Source organism: Sphingobacterium faecium (assembly GCF_003054045.1).
In the GTDB taxonomy this organism is placed as follows: Bacteria; Bacteroidota; Bacteroidia; order Sphingobacteriales; family Sphingobacteriaceae; genus Sphingobacterium; species Sphingobacterium faecium.
The window spans coordinates 208,491-230,439 of record NZ_QBKH01000003.1 but is presented as its reverse complement, the minus strand read 5'-3'; the positions used below and the strand labels follow the sequence as shown (position 1 = coordinate 230,439).

Below are 21,949 nucleotides of genomic sequence, written 5' to 3'. Positions count from 1 at the left end.
GATCACTATCTATAAAAAAATAAGCAGTCCAAAACGCTACAAATATTTTAACACAAAAAAAACCATTCTCAATGAGAATGGTTTTTTTGTAAATGGCAATTGAATGAATAGCTTCTGTCAAAACTTTATCGCGGCAGACTATCCGGACGATTCATCCTGTATTTAGATGCTGTTATAGCCTGTAAAAAAGATTGAATATCTCCAATCTCATCCTGAGTTAAATTCAACTTCTTCATCAAAGGATCTGTAAGTGGATAGAGCAGATCTTTCTCCTTCTGTTCTGGTGTAGCCGTATTCATCTGCATGCCACTGTTATACATATTTAATAAACCCGTAATATTATCAAATAGACCATTGTGCATCCAAGAATCGGTATTCATGACATAAAATAATCTATTCAAGTTTCACGTTTTTAAAGTTAAAAATAATAAAATTTAATTAATATTATCATAGTAAAACTAATTTATCAATAAGGGTATTTCATTGCAGGTCCCTTAAAATCTGATAAATAAACAGTATCAGAAGGATCGTGTGTATATAAAGCCCAAAGAAATTCTCTAGAAAGCCTTGCGCCATCGCTATCAGAAGACGATGCATACTTAAATTTCCCATCTCTCATATATAATTCTCCTGGTCTAAAGATGAAAGCTTGTTCACGAGTAACTATTCCAATATCTCCCCCTCCATCATAGTCGTCAGCTCTCCACCAGACATGGTTATCAATATTAACTATATATCCTTGGCTGTGAGCAGATCCAACTAAAAATGCCTTGTTTTTAGCACTTTTCACACCAGAATTATCGTTTTCCTGAGTTTCTTGTTCATCTGAAATAATAGTTAAAGCGGTTACTTCAATATGTTGATTTGGTAACAAAGTAAGTTTTATACTATCTAAATTTACTTGTTTACCTAGTTTATCATAATAAGTTTTTGATGTTGAATTATAAGTAATTTCGCCAATATTAACAAATTTTGATTGATTATCTTGGATGGGCAATACTTCTTGTTTTGTGCATGATGACAAACAAATAGTTAAAAGGAGTAACAAAGATCCTAGTGTCTTTTTCATAATATTTAATATAAAATTTCCAATATTATCAAATATAACAAAAAAAGTTTTTAAAAGAAATTTTATATGTAAAAACATTACATTAACTTCATAATTATATTTATTCTGCATAGTGGTTTGTATTCAAAAATTGTATTTTTTAAATAAAAAGATAAGTATTGGTAATGGCTGATTTTAATAATGTCAAAATTTTTATAAGTAATTTAGCATGAAATACATTACTAACTTTTTATAGTGTTCAGATAGCAGTTTGGTTTAGTTAACCATTATTTTGTACTTTTATTGGAGAGGAATAACACTTATAGTAGGTTACAGTATAAATTTAAGAATGAGAAAATACAGCTTAATATAAACCTGAAGGCATCTTAGTACACAATTTTATTTAATGACTTTGAGATGTCACAAATAAAAAGTAAAAATCACAATTTTGTCCTAACACTGTTAAATCATTTATGCTAATAAAGCATGGCTAGTAAAGATCGCATACAACGTCTTAAAGACGAAAACCGCAGCAATATTCTTGACGCCTCTCTTCAGATTGTAAAAGAAGAAGGATGGCAAGCATTGAGCATGCGTAAGATCGCCGATATCATCGAATATACGGCTCCCATGATTTATGAATATTTTGCAAACAAAGATGCCATCTTAACAGAACTTGCTAACCAAGGTTACAGACTCCTTGCTCAAAAAGTAAGAGAAGCAAAATCTACAGAAACTGATCTCGAAAAACAATTGGAAGCGATGTGGTTTAGCTATTGGGATTTTGCCTTTCAAGAACGCGAACTTTATCAATTAATGTTTGGAGTTGGAACTGCATGCTGTGGATTTGAAAAAACATATAAATGTGCCGAATCACACGGTAAGATGATCAGCGATGTCATCCGCGAGATTATGAAAGAAAAAAATCCATCAGAAGAATTGATCTGTAGAAAGTACTTTACATACTGGTCGATTATACATGGATTGATATCGATCAATCTGGTTAATCAAGGTAATGGAGATATTACCAATCAACAAGTTTTAAAAGATGCGATTTACGGAATCACGCGTTCACTCACTGATTAGTTTTTTTTTACCCAAAATAATACAACGTTAAAAAATCTAACAGCGTTAAATATACCATATATCAATTTTTAATACAATATGAAAACACATCTATTACTAGATTTTAAGAAAATTTATGCGCCTCTACTTAACAGTGTTAAACAATCTAATGCAGTAAAGTATCTTTATCTTCTATCGGCAATTTTCTTATACAGCTGCACTACAGGAACGAGCAAAACTATACCTCCACCACCTGCTAGCTTACCAGTGATGACCATTGCAAGCGGTCAGGAAACGGTCTATCAAGAATATCCTGCTAGTATTGAGGCATCTGCCAATATTGAAATCAGACCACAGGTAGAGGGTATTTTAGACCGCATCTTTGTAGATGAAGGGGCAAAAGTTAAGAAAGGTCAAGCACTCTTCAAAATCAATGATCGCCCATATCAAGAGCAACTTAATCAGGCGAAAGCCAATTTACTCTCTGCCCGAGCAGCATTAGAAAATGCTACATTAGAAGTAGAAAAAAAGACACGCTTGGTCGACAACAAGGTATTAACAGATTTTCAGCTCAAAACAGCAATTAGTGCCCGTAATGCCGCTCAAGCAAATGTACAATTGGCCATTTCAGCAATTGAATCAGCTAAAATCAATGTTGGATATACCTTGATCCGTGCTACGACAGATGGATACATCGGAAGATTACAAAAAAAACAGGGAAGTTTAGTTAGTCCAGCTGATTCCCAACCTTTAACAGCACTATCCAATGTACAAGATCTGCACGTTTACTTCTCTCTTGGTGAAAACGATTTCATCGCATTTAAAAATAATACAGCGGGTAACGACCTACAGCAAAAATTGAACAACCTCCCTCCTATCAACTTGGTGCTATCCGATCAAAGTATTTATGATCAGGTTGGAAAGATCGATATGGTGGACGGTCAATTTGACAAAAATACAGGAGCCATTACTTTACGAGCTACTTTCAAAAACCCCGAAGGAGTTTTAAGAAATGGAAATACAGGTCGTGTACGATTACAGAAGAAATATGACAATACCCTCTTGGTACCACAAATGGCAACACTCGAGATGCAGGATAAAATTTTCGTTTATACGGTTAACAAAGAAAACAAAGTAGTGCAACAGCCTATCACAGTCATCGGCAAAAGCGGATCAAATTACCTCGTGAGTAACGGCCTTAAAGAAGGAGACCGTATCGTCTATAAAGGCATTGATTTGCTTCAAGATGGTCAAGTGATCACCCCACAAGCATTATCGAAAGACAGCATCAACTAAAACATAATACGACAACCAAAATGTTTAAAAAATTTATAGAAAGACCCGTACTTGCTACAGTTATCTCCATTCTGCTCGTCATATTGGGGATCATCGGGATCCTAAAACTTCCCTTACAACAATTCCCAGATATTGCCCCACCCGCAGTACAGGTCACGGCGCTTTATCCCGGAGCAAATGCCGAGACGGTACTTCGTGCCGTAGCCCCTTCTTTAGAAGAGTCCATCAATGGTGTAGAAAATATGAGTTACATGAGCTCCACAGCTAGTAATGACGGATCCCTGATGATTACTGTTTATTTCAAATTAGGAACTGATCCTGATCAAGCGGCAGTCAATGTTCAAAATCGTGTTTCCCAAGCGACCAGCCAACTTCCTAGCGAAGTCGTACAGGCAGGGATCACGACCGCAAAACAGCAAAACAGTCTGATCATGGTTTTAGATCTGTATACCGAAGACGAAAGTAAATACGATCAAACTTTTATTACCAACTATGCGCAGATCAATATTATTCCTGAACTTAAACGTATCCCCGGAGTAGGTCAAGCTCTGCCTTTTGGTGGAAGTAAAGATTATTCGATGCGTGTATGGCTCAAACCTAATCAGATGGCGACTTACAAACTGACACCAGAGGAAGTAATGGCGGCCATTCAGGATAAAAACGTTGAAGCTGCTCCCGGAAAATTCGGAGAAAGTAGTAAAGAGGCTTTTGAATTTGTGATCAAATACAAAGGAAAACTAAATCAGCCAAGCGATTACGAAAATATCATTATCCGTTCCAATACAGATGGTTCGGTTTTAAGGCTGAAGGATGTTGCCCGTGTTGAATTGGGTTCTTATACCTATGCCAGCCACACTCGCATCAATGGTAAGCCAGGACTTAATATTGGTGTAATGCAATTGGCAGGTTCCAACGCCAATGAAATTCAGATTGCGATCCAGGAGTTTATGGAAAAAGCATCACTGAGCTTTCCAAAAGGTGTAAAATACTTAGTACTTTATAATACGAAAGATGCTCTGGACCAATCCATCGATCAAGTAAAGCATACCTTAATTGAAGCTTTTATATTGGTATTTTTAGTCGTATTTCTATTCTTACAAGATTTTAGATCAACATTGATTCCTGCCATTGCAGTTCCTGTAGCGATTGTCGGAACATTCTTCTTCATGCAGCTGTTCGGTTTCTCCATTAACTTGCTGACACTATTTGCCCTAGTCCTTGCTATCGGTATTGTGGTCGATGATGCGATTGTCGTCGTCGAGGCCGTACATGCCAAGATGGAGAATGAACATCTGTCTCCTAAGCTGGCCACCACATCAGCCATGAGCGAAATCACAGGAGCCATTATTTCCATTACTTTGGTGATGTCGGCAGTATTCCTTCCCATTGGATTTATGGAGGGGTCAACAGGTGTATTTTATCGGCAGTTTGCTTTCACTTTGGCCATTGCCATTGTTATTTCAGCGATCAATGCTTTGACTTTGAGCCCTGCACTCTGTGCACTCTTTTTAAAGCCTACACATCATAACCAGTCTGGTAAAAAGCAACTCAATTTTAAAGAACGCTTTTTTGCTGGCTTCAATGTCGGTTTTGATCGATTGACTAAAAATTACATCGGGAGCCTTCGCTTCTTAATTCGTTATAAGTGGATTGCATTTAGTGCTTTGGGCGTTATTTTACTTCTGACTGTTGTTATGATTCGCAAAACTCCAACTGGTTTTATCCCCTCGGAAGATCAAGGTTTTATCGCCGTATCACTTTCTATGCCGGCAGGAGCATCTTTAGACCGCACATCAAGCGCATTAGCCGAAGCAGAACAACAGTTGCAAAATGCTGATTTCACAAAAACATTGAACGTTTTAGCTGGTTTTAATATTTTAACACAGTCAACGAGTCCATCTGCTGGGGTCGCTTTTATCCTCCTCAAATCACATAAAGAACGGGGAGCTATAAAAGATATCAATGCCATTATGGCGGATGTTAACCAGAAATTATCTAAAATCAAAGGCGCTAACTTTTTCGTCTTCACTTTCCCTACTGTACCTGGATTTAGTAATGTTGATGGACTCGATATGGTTTTACAAGATAGAACTGGTGGTCAACTGAGCAAATTCAGTACCGTAGGACAACAGTTTATTGGAGAACTGATGCAACGTCCTGAAATTATGATGGCCTTTACCACATTCAAAGCCGACTATCCGCAGTACGAACTGCAGGTTGATGACATCAAGGCTGAACAGCTCGGTGTCAGTACGAAAAGTATTCTGCAGACTATGCAAGCTTACTTTGGTAGCTCACAAGCTTCAGACTTTAACCGATTCGGCAAGTATTACCGCGTTATGGTACAGGCAGATGTAAAAGACCGTACCGAACCCTCTTCTATGGACGGTATTTTCGTTAAAAATCGTCAGGGAGATATGGTTCCTATCAATACGTTGGTTACCATGACACGTGTATATGGTCCAGAGACAGCATCACGCTATAACCTATTCAACTCCATTGGTATCAATGCGATTCCAAAACCTGGATACAGTTCAGGAGATGCTATTCGTGCGGTAGAAGAGGTGGCAAAACAACATCTTCCGACCGGATATACTTACGAATTCTCAGGTATGACCAAAGAGGAGATTGTTTCAGGTGGGCAGTCTACTCTAATTTTCATCTTATGTTTAATATTTGTTTACTTCCTGTTAGCTGCGCAATATGAAAGTTATATCATTCCTTTAGCGGTTATCCTATCTATTCCGACAGGAATCTTCGGCGTATTTGCAGCAATTAGTCTAACAGACATATCCAATAATATCTATGTTCAGGTTGCCTTGGTTATGCTTATCGGCTTATTAGCCAAAAATGCCATTCTTATCGTCGAGTTTGCCATTCAGGGACGTAAAAGAGGTCTTTCGATTGCGAGTGCTGCTCTAAAAGCTGCAAAATTACGTTTGAGGCCCATCATTATGACGTCACTCGCCTTCATCGTCGGAATGATCCCGATGATGACAGCAGTAGGACCATCTGCTCAAGGAAATCACTCCATCAGTATTGCAGCCGCAGGCGGTATGCTCAGTGGGGTCGTGTTAGGTCTTTTTATCATTCCAGTGCTCTTTATTTTCTTCCAATACTTACAAGAGAAAGTAAGTAAAAAGCCTATTGGACAACAAGAATTGGACCGACCAGAAGGTGTTAGAGTGCCAGCACATACTAATGTTTAGTGAAATAATGACAAAATTGAAATACATGAATATAAAAGTAAACATACTGATGGCTTTCATCTTGCCCTTTGTTGTATGGTCTTGTAAAACAGAAAAAATCATCAGCGACAAGGATCTTGCCCCTGCCCTTCCTACACAATTTCGTGACCAGCAAGAAGGAGCAAAAGAAACGAGCATCGGTTCCATTCCATGGCGAGATTTCTTTCAGGACCGTATTTTACAAGATCTGATTGATAGTGCCATCCATCAAAATGTAGACATGCAGCTCGCCATCAAAAACATCGAGTCATCGAGAATGATGTTAAAACAGGCTAAAGCTAACTATTTGCCAAATTTGCAATTGCAGATAAAAGCAAACAGTACCAATCCATCCAACAATAGTATGAACGGATTAAGTCTAGGACAGTTTCTAGGTCAAAACCACGTTGAAGATTATACGGCATCACTAGGATTATCATGGGAAGCCGATTTATGGGGAAAGATAAAGAATCAGAATACAGTAGCATTAGCTTCTTATTTACAAACCGAAGAAGCAAAAAAAGCAGTGCAGACACAATTGATTTCTCAAGTAGCACAGGGATATTACCAATTGCTTATGCTTTATCAGCTACATGAGATTGCGCAACAAAATCTACGTCTTAGTGACAGCACCTTGCGCATTGTCCAACAACAGTACGAAGTTGGTGATATCAGTATGCTAGCTGTAGAGCAGGTAGATGCACAACGTCTGGCAGCAGCGAGTCTCATCCCAGATTTCGAACAGCAGATCCATTTACAGGAGAATGCCATTCAAATCCTGAGTGGTCGATTACCACAGGAGATTACAATCAAGAAAAAACTGGCAAATATTGAACTTCCACACCATTGGTCAGCTGGAGTACCTGCCGATCTATTGAGCCGTAGACCCGATGTTAAGCAAGCAGAGCTTGCCGTCACAAGCGCTAAAGCCTATCAGCAATATGCAAAAGCAAGGATGTATCCTTCCTTGGTGATCAGTGCCGAAGCAGGAATTAATGCGTTCAAGAGCAGCAATTGGTTCAATATACCAGCATCTCTATTTGGCGCTATCGCAGGTAGTATCACACAGCCTATATTTCAACGTCGTGAACTAAAAACACAATATGAAATAGCACAAATTGATCAAGAAAAAAATGTCATTCGATTCAAACAAGCAGTGATTACAGCAGTTGGTGAAGTATCTGACGCTTTAGTATCAATACAAAAATTAAAAGAAAAGCAGCATATCACACAGGAAAGAACCAATCGATTGAAGAAAGCTATCCAGCATGCCGATCTGCTTTTTGAAACGGGTATGGCGACTTACTTAGAAGTTATCACAGCTCAAAGCAATATGCTTCAAAGTGAATTGGAACTTGCTCAAGTTAAGAAAGCCGAACTTGCTGCAGTGGTTGATCTCTACCGATCTTTAGGTGGAGGATGGACAGCTGATTAATAAAAAAGAATCAAATTGAAAAGACGATCTAATGACCGTTAATTTGAGGCAAAGGAGAGGTTGTTAAAAAATAAAACCTCTCCTTTTTTATCATTTTTATCCGTACACCCTTTATGGAAAGTATAAGCACCTAACTATTTCATTTTTCAGTTGGCTGGCTTACCGTTGTAAATGTCCTATTGTCCTTATTTTTCAAAATACTTTAACTTAAAGATTTTCTTTTCCCAATTTCGTTACTTTTTCAATCCAAGTCTTACGTAACTTTTCATCAGAAGTATTAACAATGCCGATATAAGTTACTTTCACTGGAGATACACCACAGAATTGTAAGGTTGATTTTTTCAACTGATTGACACTTGGTCGTCCATAAATAAGATGATAATACCATCCAGGTTGATCCATAGTCGTAATAATATGTGCTGTCTTTCCTTTCAAAAGCCGATCCCAAAAAACCGAATTGGGTCGATATTTAAAAGCCATCCCCGGTAAAAATAAGCGATCAATAAATCCTTTAGTTATAGCAGGAAGACCACCCCACCACACGGGATGAACCCAAACCAAATGATCAGCCCACAAAATCATTTCCCAGGCCTCAAGTAAATCGGGTTCCAAGTCCATTCGCTTACTATATCCAAATTGCAAATTGGGATTAAAATCCAGATTTGCAATCGTAATCGCCCTGATTTCAGCTCCTGATTGCTTTGCGCCATCAATATAAGCCTTTACAAGAGCAAAATTGAACGAATCCCCATTAGGATGTCCATTTATTATCACTATTTTTTTCATTGAATTAATTTATATTCCTAGACAAAGACACTGTCATCACTATTGACATCAGATAGTATTCATTTCACACTTGCACTTGCAACCAGTTCTAATTTCAAAAATTTATAGCCTCTTATTTATACATTACAGTATGCTATCAACAGCGACTTTAATAAAACCTGATCTTTCCATTGCCTATTAAATTACATTTACCGTTATCGTTTTATAATCAACTAGAAAATGATGTAAATCTTGTTTCGTATGCAATTCATGGGCAAAGTATATCCGATTTTCAACATGAGTATTAAATAATGATTCAATATGTAAAACAGTTGATAGAGCCGTCAGCTCAGCTTGACCTTTCTCACTCAGCACACTAATTTTCTTCTGTTTCCCATCACGGGTATATATCACCACATCGAAAACAGATAAATCACCATTTCCACTAGACGAGAAAACTTTTTTTCTGCTCTTGAGAGACAGCCTCTTAAATATACCAAATCGTTGCATAGCACCCAACAGCCAAGTTATAAATTTAGAGTTGTAGGTCATTTTTACAGAAACATTTGGAATATGCTCGATTTTATGGAGAATATACAAATCAGGGACATCAAAATTATAGACTTGACGTCTTCCGATTCCGAAACCAAACTCAAAATAATCAGTGTCTAAAAAGTGTGTGATATGCACGGGTTTATTATCTTCATAGCGTACAAATGGAGTGGCGACATTTTCAGCCATAAAATAGGCAGAGCTCTCTCCTGCAAGATCCTTGACGGAGTAATAGACAAATAAGTCTACCTTTTCAATATCTGTATCATTAGGAATATGAGCCTTCACTAATCCGCTGACAATACCCCCCATCCATCCAGAACTAAACACAATTCGGCTATTGATGTCATGATCTACAACCGCGTGGTATGCCTTCATTAATGCTGGAGTTGGTTTTGTAATATCAATATAATCCAAACGATGCTTAACTGCAAAATGTAAAACATTGTCTTCGTTATCATTTACACTCAACACAATAAGATCTATTTTTTTATCTAAAATAGACTGAAAAGTACCTGGTTGATTGACATCGATCGTTAAATCATTATCTTCCACAGCGGTCTTCCTACTTCCCACGAAAAGATGAGCATCCGGGTTTCTTGATTTAAGTATCCTATAAATCGTCTTCCCGACCAATCCTTTACCTCCAATAATTAAGATATTTTTTTGCATCTTTTTTTATACAAAAATATCGTTGAAAACTTACTCTTTACAGGACATATGTCTAAAAGGTAATTGTCACTTAAGAACAGTTTTGACTATAAAGATTAATTTTCTTGACAGTACTACAATCAATCGTAGACCTCTACTTTTTTATAAAAATTAATAAGGGTAAAGAAGCATACGATTGTCATAGATAAAAAGGGATGCTTATTGAATTTCTGATACCATAGAATTTACAATTTCCACCAATTACATCACAGTATAAAAACGTTACAGAACAATAAAACACAATCATTATGTTAGGCTATTTCATTGGACAGATTTGCAAATATCGGTTAAGCGTATGCGTACAAAATCTTGCACGCTCCTTTCCTCACCTATCTTATCATGAAATTAACACGCACCGTGATAATTTTTATAGAAATCTCGCCCGTATTATATGGGAAAATTTCAATTCCAGTCAGGTAAAAGTGCAATTATCGGAATCAGCACTTGAAATCATCAATAAGCTCCAGAAACAACGACGCCAAACTATATTTCTATTGGGACATTACGGAAATTGGGAGGTGATAGCAAAAATTCCACAATTGACCCATATACCAATACAAGCCTTGTATAAACCCTTAAAAAACAAAATTTTCAACTATTTAAGTTATAAAAAAAGAACAAAGCATGGTATGCGTCTATTACCTGCTCAGCATGCATTAAGAACACTTTTACGCGAAAAACAAACTCCTTCCATCACATTTTTTATTGCTGATCAATTTCCTGGACACGACAATGGAATTGCTGTTGAATTTTTACAGCAACCGACCTTTATGTTTTCAGGTGCCGAAAAACTAGCAAGACAGTTAGATACTTATGTAGGGTATGTTTCCTTAAAACCTTTAAATAAACAAGTATGGGAACTTGATATTAAACCGATATGTGATCATGCAGCAGCAACTTCAGAAGGATTGATAACTAAGCAATTTGCGTCCATGCTGGAAAAAAGTATACAAGAAGACCCTAGTTGGTGGTTGTGGACACATCGTCGTTGGAAATAAAAATAAAGGGTAAAGTACCTACCAATTGTCTTAATAAAAATGAAATGCTTCATATGATCAGAAATTTTGAAATTAAAAAAACAATGCTTTTCGCATTTATCATGGTTATTTCCTACCAATTTGTGGATGCACAAGTCCAAATAGAAATGAAAAGCGAATACATTGGAAAATCAGACTACCGAAAATCAGAGAACGAAAAAAGCGAAAAAGTAGGAGATAGTCGAGGTGCTGCTATGGTCCACCAGGCTAACATCACGATTCCTTTATCTTTAAGGCTGAACGAGAATAAACGTCCCACACTCTGGGCAATAAGCATGAATGGTACTTATGCAAAGCTGGACAATAAAAACTTGACAGAGTCTCTGGTCGTTGATAACATCCTAAATATTGGAATAAATCTGTCTCATTTAAGACCATTAAACGATAGATGGTCTATGCTAGCGACTGTAGGTGGTGGCATATTCATGCCTGATACTGATTTCTCCCAAGCAGGATTAAAAAATGTACTTGGCAACGTCGGAACCGTTTTCATTCGTCACTTAAAACCAAATTTGGATTTGGGCGGTGGTATTATGATCAACAATTCTTTTGGTTTCCCAATGGTCTTTCCTGCCCTTTACCTCAATTGGAAAACCGAAGGAAAATATGCGGTAAGGATAGCTCTAATGCAAGGTTTAGAAATGTCATTAGGATACGATTTTACGAAAAACCTAAGATTGAATCTTATTGCAGAAATGAATGGGCAAACAGCCTTACTACAACAAGAAGGAAAAGACAAAATGTTTTCACATTTATATATGATTGCTGGTTTTCGCCCAGAAATAAAAATCGGAAAAAAGATATCAATACCGCTAACCATTGGCATGAATCTGTGGCGACCAGCTCAGATCACAGATAGAACATTGAAAAGTATGTTTCAAGATAAAGAATATTACTTCCGAGCATCTCCCTACGCATCTGCAGGTTTAAAGATGCATTTATAATAAAACTAAAGAGCTAGGTATCACGTTTATGAATCAATAGCACATGAACAACTAAAAAGTGATCTCTTTTCTAATACGACTCAAATGGCGTTGGGTAATTCCGAGATAAGAAGCTAAATAGTGTAACGGGATTTGTAAAATAAATTGCGGTTGATTTTTGAGTAAAGAAGCATATCGTTGTGCAGCAGTTTCCTTTTGCAATTGAAACACCCGTTTTTCCAATTCAAGATACTGCTGCTCTGCAATAACTTTAAGAAATTGGGTCCAGATCTGATTTTCAAGCACTAATTCATCAAGTTTATTTTTTTGAATCACCAGCAGTGACACCTGAGAAATAGCCTGTATCGCTTCTACACTTGGATTTCCTGTTATAAAAGATGAATAGGCTGCAATCAAATCATTTGGAAATCGAAAACAATACGTAATATCATCGCCCTTAGGAGTTGTATAAAATGAACGAAAAATTCCCGATTGTATAAATGCGACTTCATTACATCTTTGATTTTCTCGAACAAAATAATCACCTTTATCCAAAACCCTCAATTCAAAAAGTTGAATCACTTTACTAATTTCCTGTTCTGTAAATATTTCAAAATCGCGAAAAAAATCTGCTATCATTACTGCTTATTATATATATTCTTCAGACCATCTAGCCTCTTTAGTAGTACAAATCTACATTAATATTTTCAGCAATTGATGCTATCATCTATTCAGCCATTTACTTCCGACAGTATGTAAAAACGTACGGCCATCATAAAAAGATACTGCAGGCACCAGTTTACAAAATCATATGAGCAGCAGTTTACTCGGATGGAGTTACGAGCAATATTTATTATAAAATCGATCTCACTTACAACCAATTTAAGTGATGCAAATGGATTTATAGTACAACCCTATAAATTAATTTTAGTAATTTTGAATAAGAACTGAAGCATTTATTAAAACAGATTAACATTGGAAGAACTACAATACAGCAAGATATATGGAGCACAAAACACAGGTATTCCTTTAGTGGTTTTACATGGATTATTTGGCATGTCGGACAATTGGGGGACTTTTGGTCGCAGTTTCGGTGAAAAAAGGCAGGTACATCTGCTGGACCTGCGTAATCATGGTCGGAGTTTTCATAGCGATGAGATGTCTATAGAAGCTATGGTCAATGATTTATATACTTATATCAAAGCAATTGGAGCAGATAAAATTGATCTTTTAGGGCATTCACTAGGTGGTAAAGTTGCGATGCAATTTGCAATCGATCATCCCGAAAAAGTAAGAAAGCTTATTGTGGCAGATATTGCACCGAAACCATATCCGCCGCATCATGAAGATATATTCAATGCCCTAAGTGCCGTAAATATTGAAAATGTCGAAAATAGAAAAGATGTGCAGACCGCGCTCGAAAAATATATCAAAGAGCCCGGCGTAATTCAATTTTTATTAAAAAACGTCTACATTAAAGAAAATAGAAAACTAGGTTGGCGTTTTAATTTAGATGTTTTAAAAGGAAAATATACTGATTTCATTACACTAGGGATTAAATCAGGAGTATTTGAAGGCCCAACTTTATTCTTAGCAGGCGAAAAATCTCGATACATACTTCCAGAAGACAAGACAAACATCGAAATTCAATTTCCAAAAGCTACGATCAAAACTATTCCCAATGCCGGTCACTGGGTACAAGCAGAAAATCCACAAGCCTTCGACACTTTTGTTGCTGAGTTTTTGGATCAGTAACAAAACTTAGGACATGAACATCCCCATTATAGAGGAAACGATTCTTGTACCAGAAAATCATTAAATGAAGCTTAAAAACACTCCTATACGTTAAGTACGGGAGTGTTATTATCAAATCCCAAAGATTGATTTTTTTTACATTTTCTTGGTGTCTAAAATTTTGTCGATATTCGTATATCTTAGGCAAACATGGCCTCACTATAGTTGTTTTTACTAAAATATGATATGCCAGAGCAAATCGTCACATTAGAAAATGTCAAAAAGATTTATAAGACAGGCGATACGACCATAACTGCATTAGACAGCACGACTATCAGTTTTGAAACGAATAAATTGACCTTGATTATGGGCCCATCGGGCAGCGGAAAGACTACGCTATTATCTATTCTAGGTTTTGTGATCTATCCAACAGAAGGTGAAGTCATATATAAAGGCAAGAAAGTGAGCGAATTAAAAGAATCAGATTTAGCGACATTACGCCTACATGAAATAGGCTTTATTTTCCAGCAGTTTAACCTTATCGAACCATTAAACGCTTTAGAAAATGTCATGCAACCACTTATATTACAAGGAATAAAAAAAAATGAGGCGACCAAACGAGCAAAAATAGCTTTGGAAGAAGTCGGATTAGTTACCCGTATGTATACGCTTCCAAAAAGACTCAGTGGTGGACAGAAGCAACGAGTGGCCATAGCACGAGCTTTAGTAACAAGTCCATCCATGATTCTTTGTGATGAACCTACAGCTTCATTAGATGCAAAAAGCGCTGAGAGCATTATGAAAGAGCTCAAAACACTAGCTTCTAAAAACAAAGTAGTCGTCATCGTCACTCATGATTTACGACTGCGCCAATATGCGGACAAAGTAATATATGTCGAAGAAGGAAAAGTTTCAGATGCAATTAGAAATGAAGAAGATTACAAATAGGTTAACGATCATGATGGTCATTGCCATGATTGCAGGTGCATGCAGTTCGGATAAGAAACCAAAAGCTACCCAAAGCAGCGACCAGATCCTAAAACAGGTAAGCGAAGTAAAGGCAATAGGAAAAATTATTCCAGCAGAAGATTGGGCCCTTATTGCTAGTACCACCCCAGCACTGATTAAGGAAGTATTGGTCAAAGAAGGTGATTCGGTAACAAAAGGACAGATTCTTATCCAGCTTGAGCAAGGAAATGCTCCGTTGGATATCAAACAGGAGCTGGCAAAGCTCAACAGTATAAAAGCTCAAAACGCAATATCACTGGAGGATATCCATAGAGGGAAACTACATGTGCAAGAATTGCAAGATAAATATGAAACTTCAAAACAACTATTTTCCAAAAATGCGGAGACAAGAGAAGTAATGGAAACAGATTACTCCAACTGGCGTCAAGAAGAATTTATACTAGAAGGACTTCAAAAAAAATACAAAGCTCAACAGATTGCCGAAAAGGAACAATATTTACAGATACAGAAAACAAAAAATCTGGTTACAGATTTTACTATTGAAGCGCGTAAATCAGGAATCGTCATGGATTTAACTGCTCATGTTGGACAAAGTATCAGTAGTACGACTGAGCTTGGAAAAATAGTAAATGTAGTTGAACCAATTGTAGAGGCCGAAGTAGATGAATTATTTGCGCAAGACGTGAAAGTTGGTCAGTTGGTCACCATTTCCCAAGTGGGAAGAAAAGATAAAGCAATAGAGGGACATGTCATTTATACAAGTCCTATATTATCCAATAAATCCATCCTTCATGAAACCGCCAATGAAGGCGAAGACCGTCGTGTTCGAAAAATCAAAATACAGCTAAGTACGAACAACGAACTGGCCATTAACGCAAAAGTAGACTGTACGATCAAGATCAAGTAATATGTTGAGATTGGCCTATAAATTCATCAAATACGACCGAGCAAAAAGTGTCGGTATTATCACCGCTATTGTGATCAGTATATTTCTAATCGGTCAACAATTGGGACTTCTTTTTTTTCTAATGGGGCTAATGGGTAATCTAGTAGGAAACGCTCCTGTTCAAGATAACGATCTATGGATCATAGAAGCCCAGAGTAGCAATATCAATACAGTCAATAGTCTCGATCAGCGATTAGTACAACAAATCGGAAGCTTACCCGATATAGCGCAAACTTTTCCAGTGATCCTAGCACCAGCTCGAGCTACTTTTTTAGATGGAAAAACAGCTTCAGTGACTTTAGTTGGAGCCGATGCTCCAGATTATGTTATGGGTCCTGATCAAGATCGGATAAAAGAAGGGATATTATCCTCACTCACAGATCCAGGCTCAGTATCAGCTGAATTTTTTAGTTCAAAAACCTGGAATACCACCCTATTCGTCAACAAAGCTATTGAAATCAATGGACAAAGGGCTAAAATAAGTTTGATAACGAAACAAGCACAAGCATTCGGAGCCAGTCTGATGTACACCTCCACCAACAATGCAAGACTCTTAGGAAATGTCCCACCATTTAAAGTGAATATCATCATTGCTAGATTAAAACCCGGAACAGATAAAGAAAAGATCAGTAATGAGATTACGCAACTATTTCCACAATTACGGGCTTGGGATGCCAAAAAATTGCAAAAATCTACAATCAAAGAAATCTTGGTAACATCCAATATGGGCATGAGCTTCGGTACATTGGTCCTTTTTGCCATGATCAGTGGATTTTTCATCATTGGGCTCACCCTCTATTCTTCAGCTTTAGACAGAATCAAAGACTATGGTACATTAAAAGCTATTGGAGCGAAAAAAAGTTATGTTAACAAGCTCATTATAGCACAAGCTTTTTTATATGCTATAATAGGTTATTTGATTGCCATGCTTTTACTTATCGGATTCAAGTTTGGTGTAGCAGGATCAGGTTTAGTTATTGATATTTCACCAATATTTGCTTTATTTTTATTATTGATCACTTTAATTATTTCAGTTGGCGGTTCATTATTTGCGGTTCGTAAAATTGCTAAACTGGAACCAGCGTCTGTTTTTTAGTATGAAAAAGATTGTAATCATTATACTGGCCATTTTTCCAATCTTCGTTCAAGCGCAGGCCTTGAGCATAGAACAATTATGGAACAATGTCGATCAAAGCCTCACTCACCAGCAAGATTTACTACGTAAAGAAATCAAAGAACAGGAATTAAAAGAAATAAAAAGCAATCGTATTCCAGTATTTTATATAGATGCAAATTTGCAGCGCAATCTCATTATTCCAACAACACCAGTACCCGCCATCGCTTTTGACCCCAATGCATTGGATGGAGCTATTATACCCTTAAAGTTTGCTACTAAATGGTCTTCTAAAGCTGGGATCCAAATGGAGTGGAGCTTATTTGATCCTAAACGACAGCTTAATGAAAAACAGCAGTCCCTAGAAATCCAAAAAGCGGAAATCATTAGAGATCAACATAAACAAGATTGGAAACATGATGCGACATTAGCATACGCTTCTGTTGTACTCGCCACACAACAATATGAAATGGCATTAAAAGATTCTGCATCTTATGCGGATATTTTACAGATTAGCAAAGCGCGTTATGAAAAGGGACGACTTCCATCCAATCAATACCTTAGCGCCCAACAAGAATACGAGCGCAAACGCATTACTCTATATGAAGCATGGTCTGTTCTCATAGATGCAGACCTAGAGCTACGTAAATATACCAACTTAGAAAACACACAGACTTTAAGTTCAAATATCGAAGCTATCAAGGGCTTTGTCGAACACCTCAAAAAAGAAAATTTTGCCATCAAATCTATAGCGCTTGATCAGCAGATCAATCTCTTGCAGAGAAGGAGCATTAAAAAGCAACTACTACCGACATTAACTGCAAATGCCTATTTAGGAAAACAATATTTCAGCAATGAATTTCGCCTCGATAAAAATAATGCTTGGTATGGAAATAGTTATGTCAATATTGCACTCCGTATCCCCCTTTCTGCTTATTTCACAGCGCAACCTACATTAAAAAAAGAAATACTAAATGCTCATGTTTTGGAATTGCAATTACAAGAAGAACAGCACATTGACCAGATCAAAACACAGCAACAGAATACTAAAATTAAGACTGCACGGCTGAAGATTGATCGCCTTCACCACATTGAAAAATTAGTCGCTCAAGCTGTAAAAGAACAAGATTCTGCCTATCGTGGAGGTAGATTGATCTTGACAGAATACCACGAATCAGTCCTTAGTTACCAAAAAGCCAAAAAAGATATTTGGCAGGCAGAATACGATTTGATCAAGTTATTATTGGATGATTCAGACAACAATCCTTCTATTAATTAAAAATACATAAGTACAAAAACATCATCCTCGCTTTGACACTCTTGCATCAATCAAGATACACCTCATCGGATCAACATGAATATTTACCTCCCATATGCCTTTCGCCTCCATTGATCACCTTGGCATTCTGATTCCGATAAACCAGCAAAGACAATCTGTTACTTATGAGTAGCATCAGCAAATTGTTTGATCGTACATGCAGAAGAGCCTTACGCACCACAGGACAAAATGTATCCATATTTTCGAGCTTCATCTTAAAATTGGAATACGTGTAGATTTGAGATGTGTATAAACCGCTTTTCATACGAACTACATCACTCTGATGACAAGGTTTGATAAAGAAAAAATCCACTATACACTTGATTAAACTTTTTTGTTTTACCATGATTTTAATTTTTTGTTGACAACACAAAGATGAAGAGTGGAAAGAAAAAAGATGTCCACAATGGCATCATATGACCAAAATGGCAGAAATAGGCCTGATCAGGCGTTATATGACAGGATACATCATTTTTATTTGCGCAAATTAATCACAATTAACATACGAAAAGTGTACGAAGAGTGTACGGGGAGTGTACCGGGAGTGTACTAATTCCCTACCAATAGTGTACTGGAGATGTAATGAAGATATACTAAAAGGCTACTAAAGAGCTACTGTCATCAGTAGCTTTTGGGTTGATAAAACGTTGCTAAATGATAACGTATCGCTACACGTAAGCAGGCGCAATAGTGAATTTATAAAAGCTTCAAATAGCAGTTGAAAAATTTGTACGAGGTATTAGTATAAATTAGCGATCGCTAAAAGAAGATTTAAAAAAAATCACCTATATTCGCAACAGCTCACTAAATCATCGAATAACAGATTTTGAAATTCATTACGACAATATTACTCTTGATATCCATCACCATGATGACTTTTAACAAGGCATTTATTGTATTGAGTTTTTATGCAAACCGAAGTGAAATTGCTACAAAATATTGTATCAACAAGAACAATATCACGATGCACTGCAACGGTAATTGCTTCTTGATGAGAGCCTTGAAAAAAGATACACAAAAGCATAAAGATCTTCAAGAAAATTTTTCAAAATCTACCTTATTAATCTGTCATCATCAATTCCCAGTCGTCAAAGACAGTCAGTATTTTCCAATTGCATCTCAAAATCATGTGCGACTATCCAACACCCCGATGTGGAAGCTGTACGTTTTTAACAGACAACTCAAGCCTCCTACAGGTTATATGGCATAATCGATTTATTTCCTTAAAAATGTCTTTTCTCGATTTATCTAGCTGAGCGATCTGCATTATTCTAAAACATAGTGTCTTCTCTGTCATTTTTTATATCGACTTCTTAAAAAATAGAAATTACGAAGTCCTATTTTGGGTCTATGCGCACATAGTCTTAAACTGCGCCATATCCTTGCACAGAACAAAAAGATCATATGCAATTCTAAATACGAAGCACAATAGTTAGATGTGCTTAAGTACAGGAATTGATTTTAAATTAAGGCAAAAAGTTAGGGAGTAGCCAACGTCGATTTTGCTGCAAATATGCATAAGCAAATACCCGATCCTAATACAAATTTTAGCAAGTTAGGTATAGAATACTCATTCCAAATAATTCTCCATATTTTTCTTACCACGCAAGTACTTATGTTCATACACATAAAACATTTTACACTTTTAATTGTCAATGCAATTATCATTTTTCTTTCCATTTATACAGCACACGCACAGTCCAAAGACCAACCTATATTAAAGCAATTAGATTCGGTATTCGTAAAAGCTCGTGTCAGCGAAAAAGACAGATCAAGCATTCAAACAGCAAGATTAAATATTACTGATTATGAAAATCCACAGGTGACAACGAGTGTAGGACCCAAACTTACTCAAAACAGAAATTATTATACCCAAACAGCCATGTTGTCCAATGTGACCGGGGTCACTCCAAGTTGGGCTGGATTAGCTCCAAATTTTTCAATTCGTGGCTTTAGAACTCGAAGCAATTTCAGAAATGGTTTAAATGCTTACCTACAATACAGTGATGATAACAGTAACATACAACAGTTAGATGTGATCAAAGGTCCAAGCGGAACCTTGTTCGGTGGCGCAAATATGGTTTTTGGAGGTCTTATCAATGTACAAACTTACGCACCTATCGATAGTTCATTTACAAATTTTTCACTTGCGGCAGGTAATAATAATTGCAACGCTCAAGCATAGAAGTCAACTCCGTTTTAGATTCTAGCCATAAAGCGCTATTTCGCATTTTTGGCACGTATTCTGACAGAAAAAGCTTTCAAGATCAAGGATTAAATAGAAACATCTTTTTGGCACCAAGTTTTATTTACCAACTCCATGACAAGTTAAAAGTTAAGCTTGAAGCCGAGTTTTTACGTAAAATCGCGACCAATAGTCCGCTATTTACTCCCGCCAGCCCACTCATAAATAGTCAATTGGTCAATGTACAGAACTCTAAAGATTTGGACCTCGCTTATAACAAATCGTATACGGATAATAGCTTATTATGGAAAACAACATCGATCAATTTCTATGCAAAAATAAGTTACTTAATTTCCGACCATTGGCAATCAGAAACCAATCTTGCTACGACGTACGGTACTTCAAATGGCACTTATCAAACCAATTTATTAGTGACCAATAATACGGCTGTAGCAAGAAAGGTGTTGCGGTACGATGCCGAAGATATAACCAATCACCAAGTACAACAAAATTTTATCGGTAATTTCAGCATTGGCAATTGGGACAACAAACTCCTGATTGGACTGGATTACTATCGCTATAGTTATATGGCAAATTATAAAAGTGCAGGCTATATCGATACCGTATCTATAGATAATCCCTCCCTGTCTGCCAATTTATTTAATGCTGACCTGATTACGAAAATAGTGCTGTTCCAACAACCTAACCATACTACATCACCTCAAAACACCTATTCAGCGTACATTTCGGATGTTATCAAACCATTTAATGCATTATCGATCATGCTAAGTGTTAGATACAGCAGCTTAATCAACAACGGGACAAAAGATGTATCTACAGCAATCACAACAGGGGCATATAAACAGACATCTATGACACCAAAAATAGGTATGACCTACCAGATCATTCCTAAAACATTTACTTTTTTCGCGAACTATATGAGCGGATTTCAGAACATTGCTCCCACAAGTATCAATGGAATTTTATATAATTTCAAACCTCAATATGGTACACAATGGGAATCAGGAGTTAAAATATCTGGCCTTCATCAATTGTTAGATGCAACATTTAGTTATTATAATATTCACGTCCGTAATACCGTGATGGCGGATCAAAATGATGCCACAACATATATTCAGGATGGTAAACAATACAGCCGAGGTATAGAATTGGATATCCAGATACAACCTATTCAAAATCTATTCATACATGGTGGTGCTGCCTACAATGAAAGTAAAATAACAAAAGCTGAAAACTCAACAACAGGTTTGAGACCCGTTAACTCCGGTCCTACATGGTCAGCAACTTGGTATGTGAATTATGAAACAGCAATCGCCAATGCAAGTAAATGGATACTTGGTATCGGTGGTAATTATGTAGGTCAGGATTTAATCATCAACAGCAAAACGGCAGGAAGCTTCTCTACAGACGATTATACACTGTTTAATAGTACTATTGGATATCAGTACAAGCAATTTTCCTGTAACTTTACCACAGAGAACCTGTTCAACCAACGTTACTATTATGGAGGAAGAGGATTTATCACGCAAGGAAATTTACGTCAATGTATATTATCTATGCGCTTACATTTCTAAAAATCCAATCGTCCTCTTTTAGCTTAAAG

The 21,949-nt window shown here is 36.8% G+C and carries 19 protein-coding genes; 14 read left to right on the top strand and 5 right to left on the bottom strand.

Features of this window, described 5'->3' with window-relative positions; genetic code table 11:
- Positions 1–125 precede the first annotated feature (125 nt).
- Both C8N37_RS09140 and C8N37_RS09135 read right to left on the bottom strand, forming a co-directional pair.
- Positions 126–401 (bottom strand): hypothetical protein, encoded by a 276-nt coding sequence (locus C8N37_RS09140; protein WP_186812849.1) that lies wholly within the window; start codon positions 399–401, stop codon positions 126–128.
- A gap of 65 nt (positions 402–466) precedes the next feature.
- Positions 467–1,180, bottom strand: coding sequence for a hypothetical protein (locus C8N37_RS09135; protein ID WP_045754342.1), 714 nt, complete (start codon positions 1,178–1,180; stop codon positions 467–469).
- A gap of 354 nt (positions 1,181–1,534) precedes the next feature.
- On the opposite strand from C8N37_RS09135, the gene C8N37_RS09130 reads away from it, so the two are divergent.
- The 4 genes from C8N37_RS09130 to C8N37_RS09115 all read left to right on the top strand — a co-directional run bounded on the left by C8N37_RS09130 (position 1,535) and on the right by C8N37_RS09115 (position 8,071).
- On the top strand, positions 1,535–2,134 hold the full coding sequence (locus tag C8N37_RS09130; RefSeq protein ID WP_045754343.1) for a TetR/AcrR family transcriptional regulator: 600 nt from the start codon (positions 1,535–1,537) through the stop codon (positions 2,132–2,134).
- Between the two features lie 78 nt (positions 2,135–2,212).
- Positions 2,213–3,409 carry an efflux RND transporter periplasmic adaptor subunit gene (locus C8N37_RS09125; RefSeq protein WP_094772288.1) on the top strand — a complete coding sequence of 399 codons (1,197 nt, stop codon included), beginning with the start codon at positions 2,213–2,215 and terminating at the stop codon, positions 3,407–3,409.
- A 20-nt stretch (positions 3,410–3,429) separates the two neighbouring features.
- Complete coding sequence (locus C8N37_RS09120) at positions 3,430–6,618, top strand: efflux RND transporter permease subunit (RefSeq protein ID WP_108158632.1); 3,189 nt, start codon at positions 3,430–3,432, stop codon at positions 6,616–6,618.
- Between the two features lie 25 nt (positions 6,619–6,643).
- Positions 6,644–8,071 (top strand): TolC family protein, encoded by a 1,428-nt coding sequence (locus C8N37_RS09115; protein ID WP_108159047.1) that lies wholly within the window; start codon positions 6,644–6,646, stop codon positions 8,069–8,071.
- A 207-nt stretch (positions 8,072–8,278) separates the two neighbouring features.
- Here C8N37_RS09115 and C8N37_RS09110 read toward each other — a convergent pair whose 3' ends face one another.
- Both C8N37_RS09110 and C8N37_RS09105 read right to left on the bottom strand, forming a co-directional pair.
- Positions 8,279–8,857 (bottom strand): NAD(P)H-dependent oxidoreductase, encoded by a 579-nt coding sequence (locus C8N37_RS09110; protein ID WP_108158631.1) that lies wholly within the window; start codon positions 8,855–8,857, stop codon positions 8,279–8,281.
- Positions 8,858–9,034: 177 nt separating this feature from the next.
- Entirely contained in the window at positions 9,035–10,060 is a 1,026-nt protein-coding gene (locus C8N37_RS09105) for a saccharopine dehydrogenase family protein (RefSeq protein ID WP_108158630.1), read from the bottom strand.
- 287 nt (positions 10,061–10,347) lie between these two features.
- On the opposite strand from C8N37_RS09105, the gene C8N37_RS09100 reads away from it, so the two are divergent.
- Both C8N37_RS09100 and C8N37_RS09095 read left to right on the top strand, forming a co-directional pair.
- Positions 10,348–11,097 carry a lysophospholipid acyltransferase family protein gene (locus tag C8N37_RS09100; RefSeq protein ID WP_108158629.1) on the top strand — a complete coding sequence of 250 codons (750 nt, stop codon included), beginning with the start codon at positions 10,348–10,350 and terminating at the stop codon, positions 11,095–11,097.
- Between the two features lie 83 nt (positions 11,098–11,180).
- Complete coding sequence (locus tag C8N37_RS09095; RefSeq protein ID WP_108159046.1) at positions 11,181–12,080, top strand: DUF6268 family outer membrane beta-barrel protein; 900 nt, start codon at positions 11,181–11,183, stop codon at positions 12,078–12,080.
- A 51-nt stretch (positions 12,081–12,131) separates the two neighbouring features.
- Here C8N37_RS09095 and C8N37_RS09090 read toward each other — a convergent pair whose 3' ends face one another.
- Entirely contained in the window at positions 12,132–12,698 is a 567-nt protein-coding gene (locus C8N37_RS09090; RefSeq protein WP_045752134.1) for a Crp/Fnr family transcriptional regulator, read from the bottom strand.
- A gap of 336 nt (positions 12,699–13,034) precedes the next feature.
- On the opposite strand from C8N37_RS09090, the gene C8N37_RS09085 reads away from it, so the two are divergent.
- The 8 genes from C8N37_RS09085 to C8N37_RS09045 all read left to right on the top strand — a co-directional run bounded on the left by C8N37_RS09085 (position 13,035) and on the right by C8N37_RS09045 (position 21,920).
- On the top strand, positions 13,035–13,814 hold the full coding sequence (locus C8N37_RS09085) for an alpha/beta fold hydrolase (RefSeq protein WP_108158628.1): 780 nt from the start codon (positions 13,035–13,037) through the stop codon (positions 13,812–13,814).
- A gap of 225 nt (positions 13,815–14,039) precedes the next feature.
- Positions 14,040–14,741, top strand: coding sequence for an ABC transporter ATP-binding protein (locus tag C8N37_RS09080; RefSeq protein ID WP_108158627.1), 702 nt, complete (start codon positions 14,040–14,042; stop codon positions 14,739–14,741).
- Positions 14,722–15,669, top strand: a complete 948-nt coding sequence (locus C8N37_RS09075; protein ID WP_170114502.1) for an HlyD family secretion protein — start codon at positions 14,722–14,724, stop codon at positions 15,667–15,669. The genes C8N37_RS09080 and C8N37_RS09075 overlap by 20 nt, the downstream gene beginning before the upstream one ends.
- Before the next feature lies 1 nt (position 15,670).
- The gene (locus tag C8N37_RS09070; protein WP_045755063.1) at positions 15,671–16,804 is read left to right on the top strand and encodes an ABC transporter permease; all 1,134 of its coding nucleotides are present in this window, start codon (positions 15,671–15,673) and stop codon (positions 16,802–16,804) included.
- A 1-nt stretch (position 16,805) separates the two neighbouring features.
- The gene (locus tag C8N37_RS09065) at positions 16,806–18,101 is read left to right on the top strand and encodes a TolC family protein (protein ID WP_108158626.1); all 1,296 of its coding nucleotides are present in this window, start codon (positions 16,806–16,808) and stop codon (positions 18,099–18,101) included.
- Positions 18,102–19,008: 907 nt separating this feature from the next.
- The gene (locus C8N37_RS09055; RefSeq protein ID WP_108158624.1) at positions 19,009–19,350 is read left to right on the top strand and encodes a hypothetical protein; all 342 of its coding nucleotides are present in this window, start codon (positions 19,009–19,011) and stop codon (positions 19,348–19,350) included.
- Positions 19,351–19,755: 405 nt separating this feature from the next.
- Positions 19,756–20,325 carry a TonB-dependent receptor plug domain-containing protein gene (locus C8N37_RS09050; protein WP_170114501.1) on the top strand — a complete coding sequence of 190 codons (570 nt, stop codon included), beginning with the start codon at positions 19,756–19,758 and terminating at the stop codon, positions 20,323–20,325.
- Positions 20,307–21,920 (top strand): TonB-dependent siderophore receptor, encoded by a 1,614-nt coding sequence (locus tag C8N37_RS09045; RefSeq protein ID WP_108158622.1) that lies wholly within the window; start codon positions 20,307–20,309, stop codon positions 21,918–21,920. The genes C8N37_RS09050 and C8N37_RS09045 overlap by 19 nt, the downstream gene beginning before the upstream one ends.
- Positions 21,921–21,949 lie beyond the last annotated feature (29 nt).

What these genes read in the sequence shown, in the direction of transcription:
- C8N37_RS09135 (WP_045754342.1), bottom strand. Translation starts at nt 1,180, where the DNA reads ATGCAGAATAAATATAATTATGAAGTTAATGTAATGTTTTTACATATA.
- C8N37_RS09130 (WP_045754343.1), top strand. Translation starts at nt 1,535, where the DNA reads ATGGCTAGTAAAGATCGCATACAACGTCTTAAAGACGAAAACCGCAGC.
- C8N37_RS09125 (WP_094772288.1), top strand. Translation starts at nt 2,213, where the DNA reads ATGAAAACACATCTATTACTAGATTTTAAGAAAATTTATGCGCCTCTA.
- C8N37_RS09120 (WP_108158632.1), top strand. Translation starts at nt 3,430, where the DNA reads ATGTTTAAAAAATTTATAGAAAGACCCGTACTTGCTACAGTTATCTCC.
- C8N37_RS09115 (WP_108159047.1), top strand. Translation starts at nt 6,644, where the DNA reads ATGAATATAAAAGTAAACATACTGATGGCTTTCATCTTGCCCTTTGTT.
- C8N37_RS09110 (WP_108158631.1), bottom strand. Translation starts at nt 8,857, where the DNA reads ATGAAAAAAATAGTGATAATAAATGGACATCCTAATGGGGATTCGTTC.
- C8N37_RS09105 (WP_108158630.1), bottom strand. Translation starts at nt 10,060, where the DNA reads ATGCAAAAAAATATCTTAATTATTGGAGGTAAAGGATTGGTCGGGAAG.
- C8N37_RS09100 (WP_108158629.1), top strand. Translation starts at nt 10,348, where the DNA reads ATGTTAGGCTATTTCATTGGACAGATTTGCAAATATCGGTTAAGCGTA.
- C8N37_RS09095 (WP_108159046.1), top strand. Translation starts at nt 11,181, where the DNA reads ATGCTTTTCGCATTTATCATGGTTATTTCCTACCAATTTGTGGATGCA.
- C8N37_RS09090 (WP_045752134.1), bottom strand. Translation starts at nt 12,698, where the DNA reads ATGATAGCAGATTTTTTTCGCGATTTTGAAATATTTACAGAACAGGAA.
- C8N37_RS09080 (WP_108158627.1), top strand. Translation starts at nt 14,040, where the DNA reads ATGCCAGAGCAAATCGTCACATTAGAAAATGTCAAAAAGATTTATAAG.
- C8N37_RS09075 (WP_170114502.1), top strand. Translation starts at nt 14,722, where the DNA reads ATGAAGAAGATTACAAATAGGTTAACGATCATGATGGTCATTGCCATG.
- C8N37_RS09070 (WP_045755063.1), top strand. Translation starts at nt 15,671, where the DNA reads ATGTTGAGATTGGCCTATAAATTCATCAAATACGACCGAGCAAAAAGT.
- C8N37_RS09065 (WP_108158626.1), top strand. Translation starts at nt 16,806, where the DNA reads ATGAAAAAGATTGTAATCATTATACTGGCCATTTTTCCAATCTTCGTT.
- C8N37_RS09055 (WP_108158624.1), top strand. Translation starts at nt 19,009, where the DNA reads ATGATGACTTTTAACAAGGCATTTATTGTATTGAGTTTTTATGCAAAC.
- C8N37_RS09050 (WP_170114501.1), top strand. Translation starts at nt 19,756, where the DNA reads ATGTTCATACACATAAAACATTTTACACTTTTAATTGTCAATGCAATT.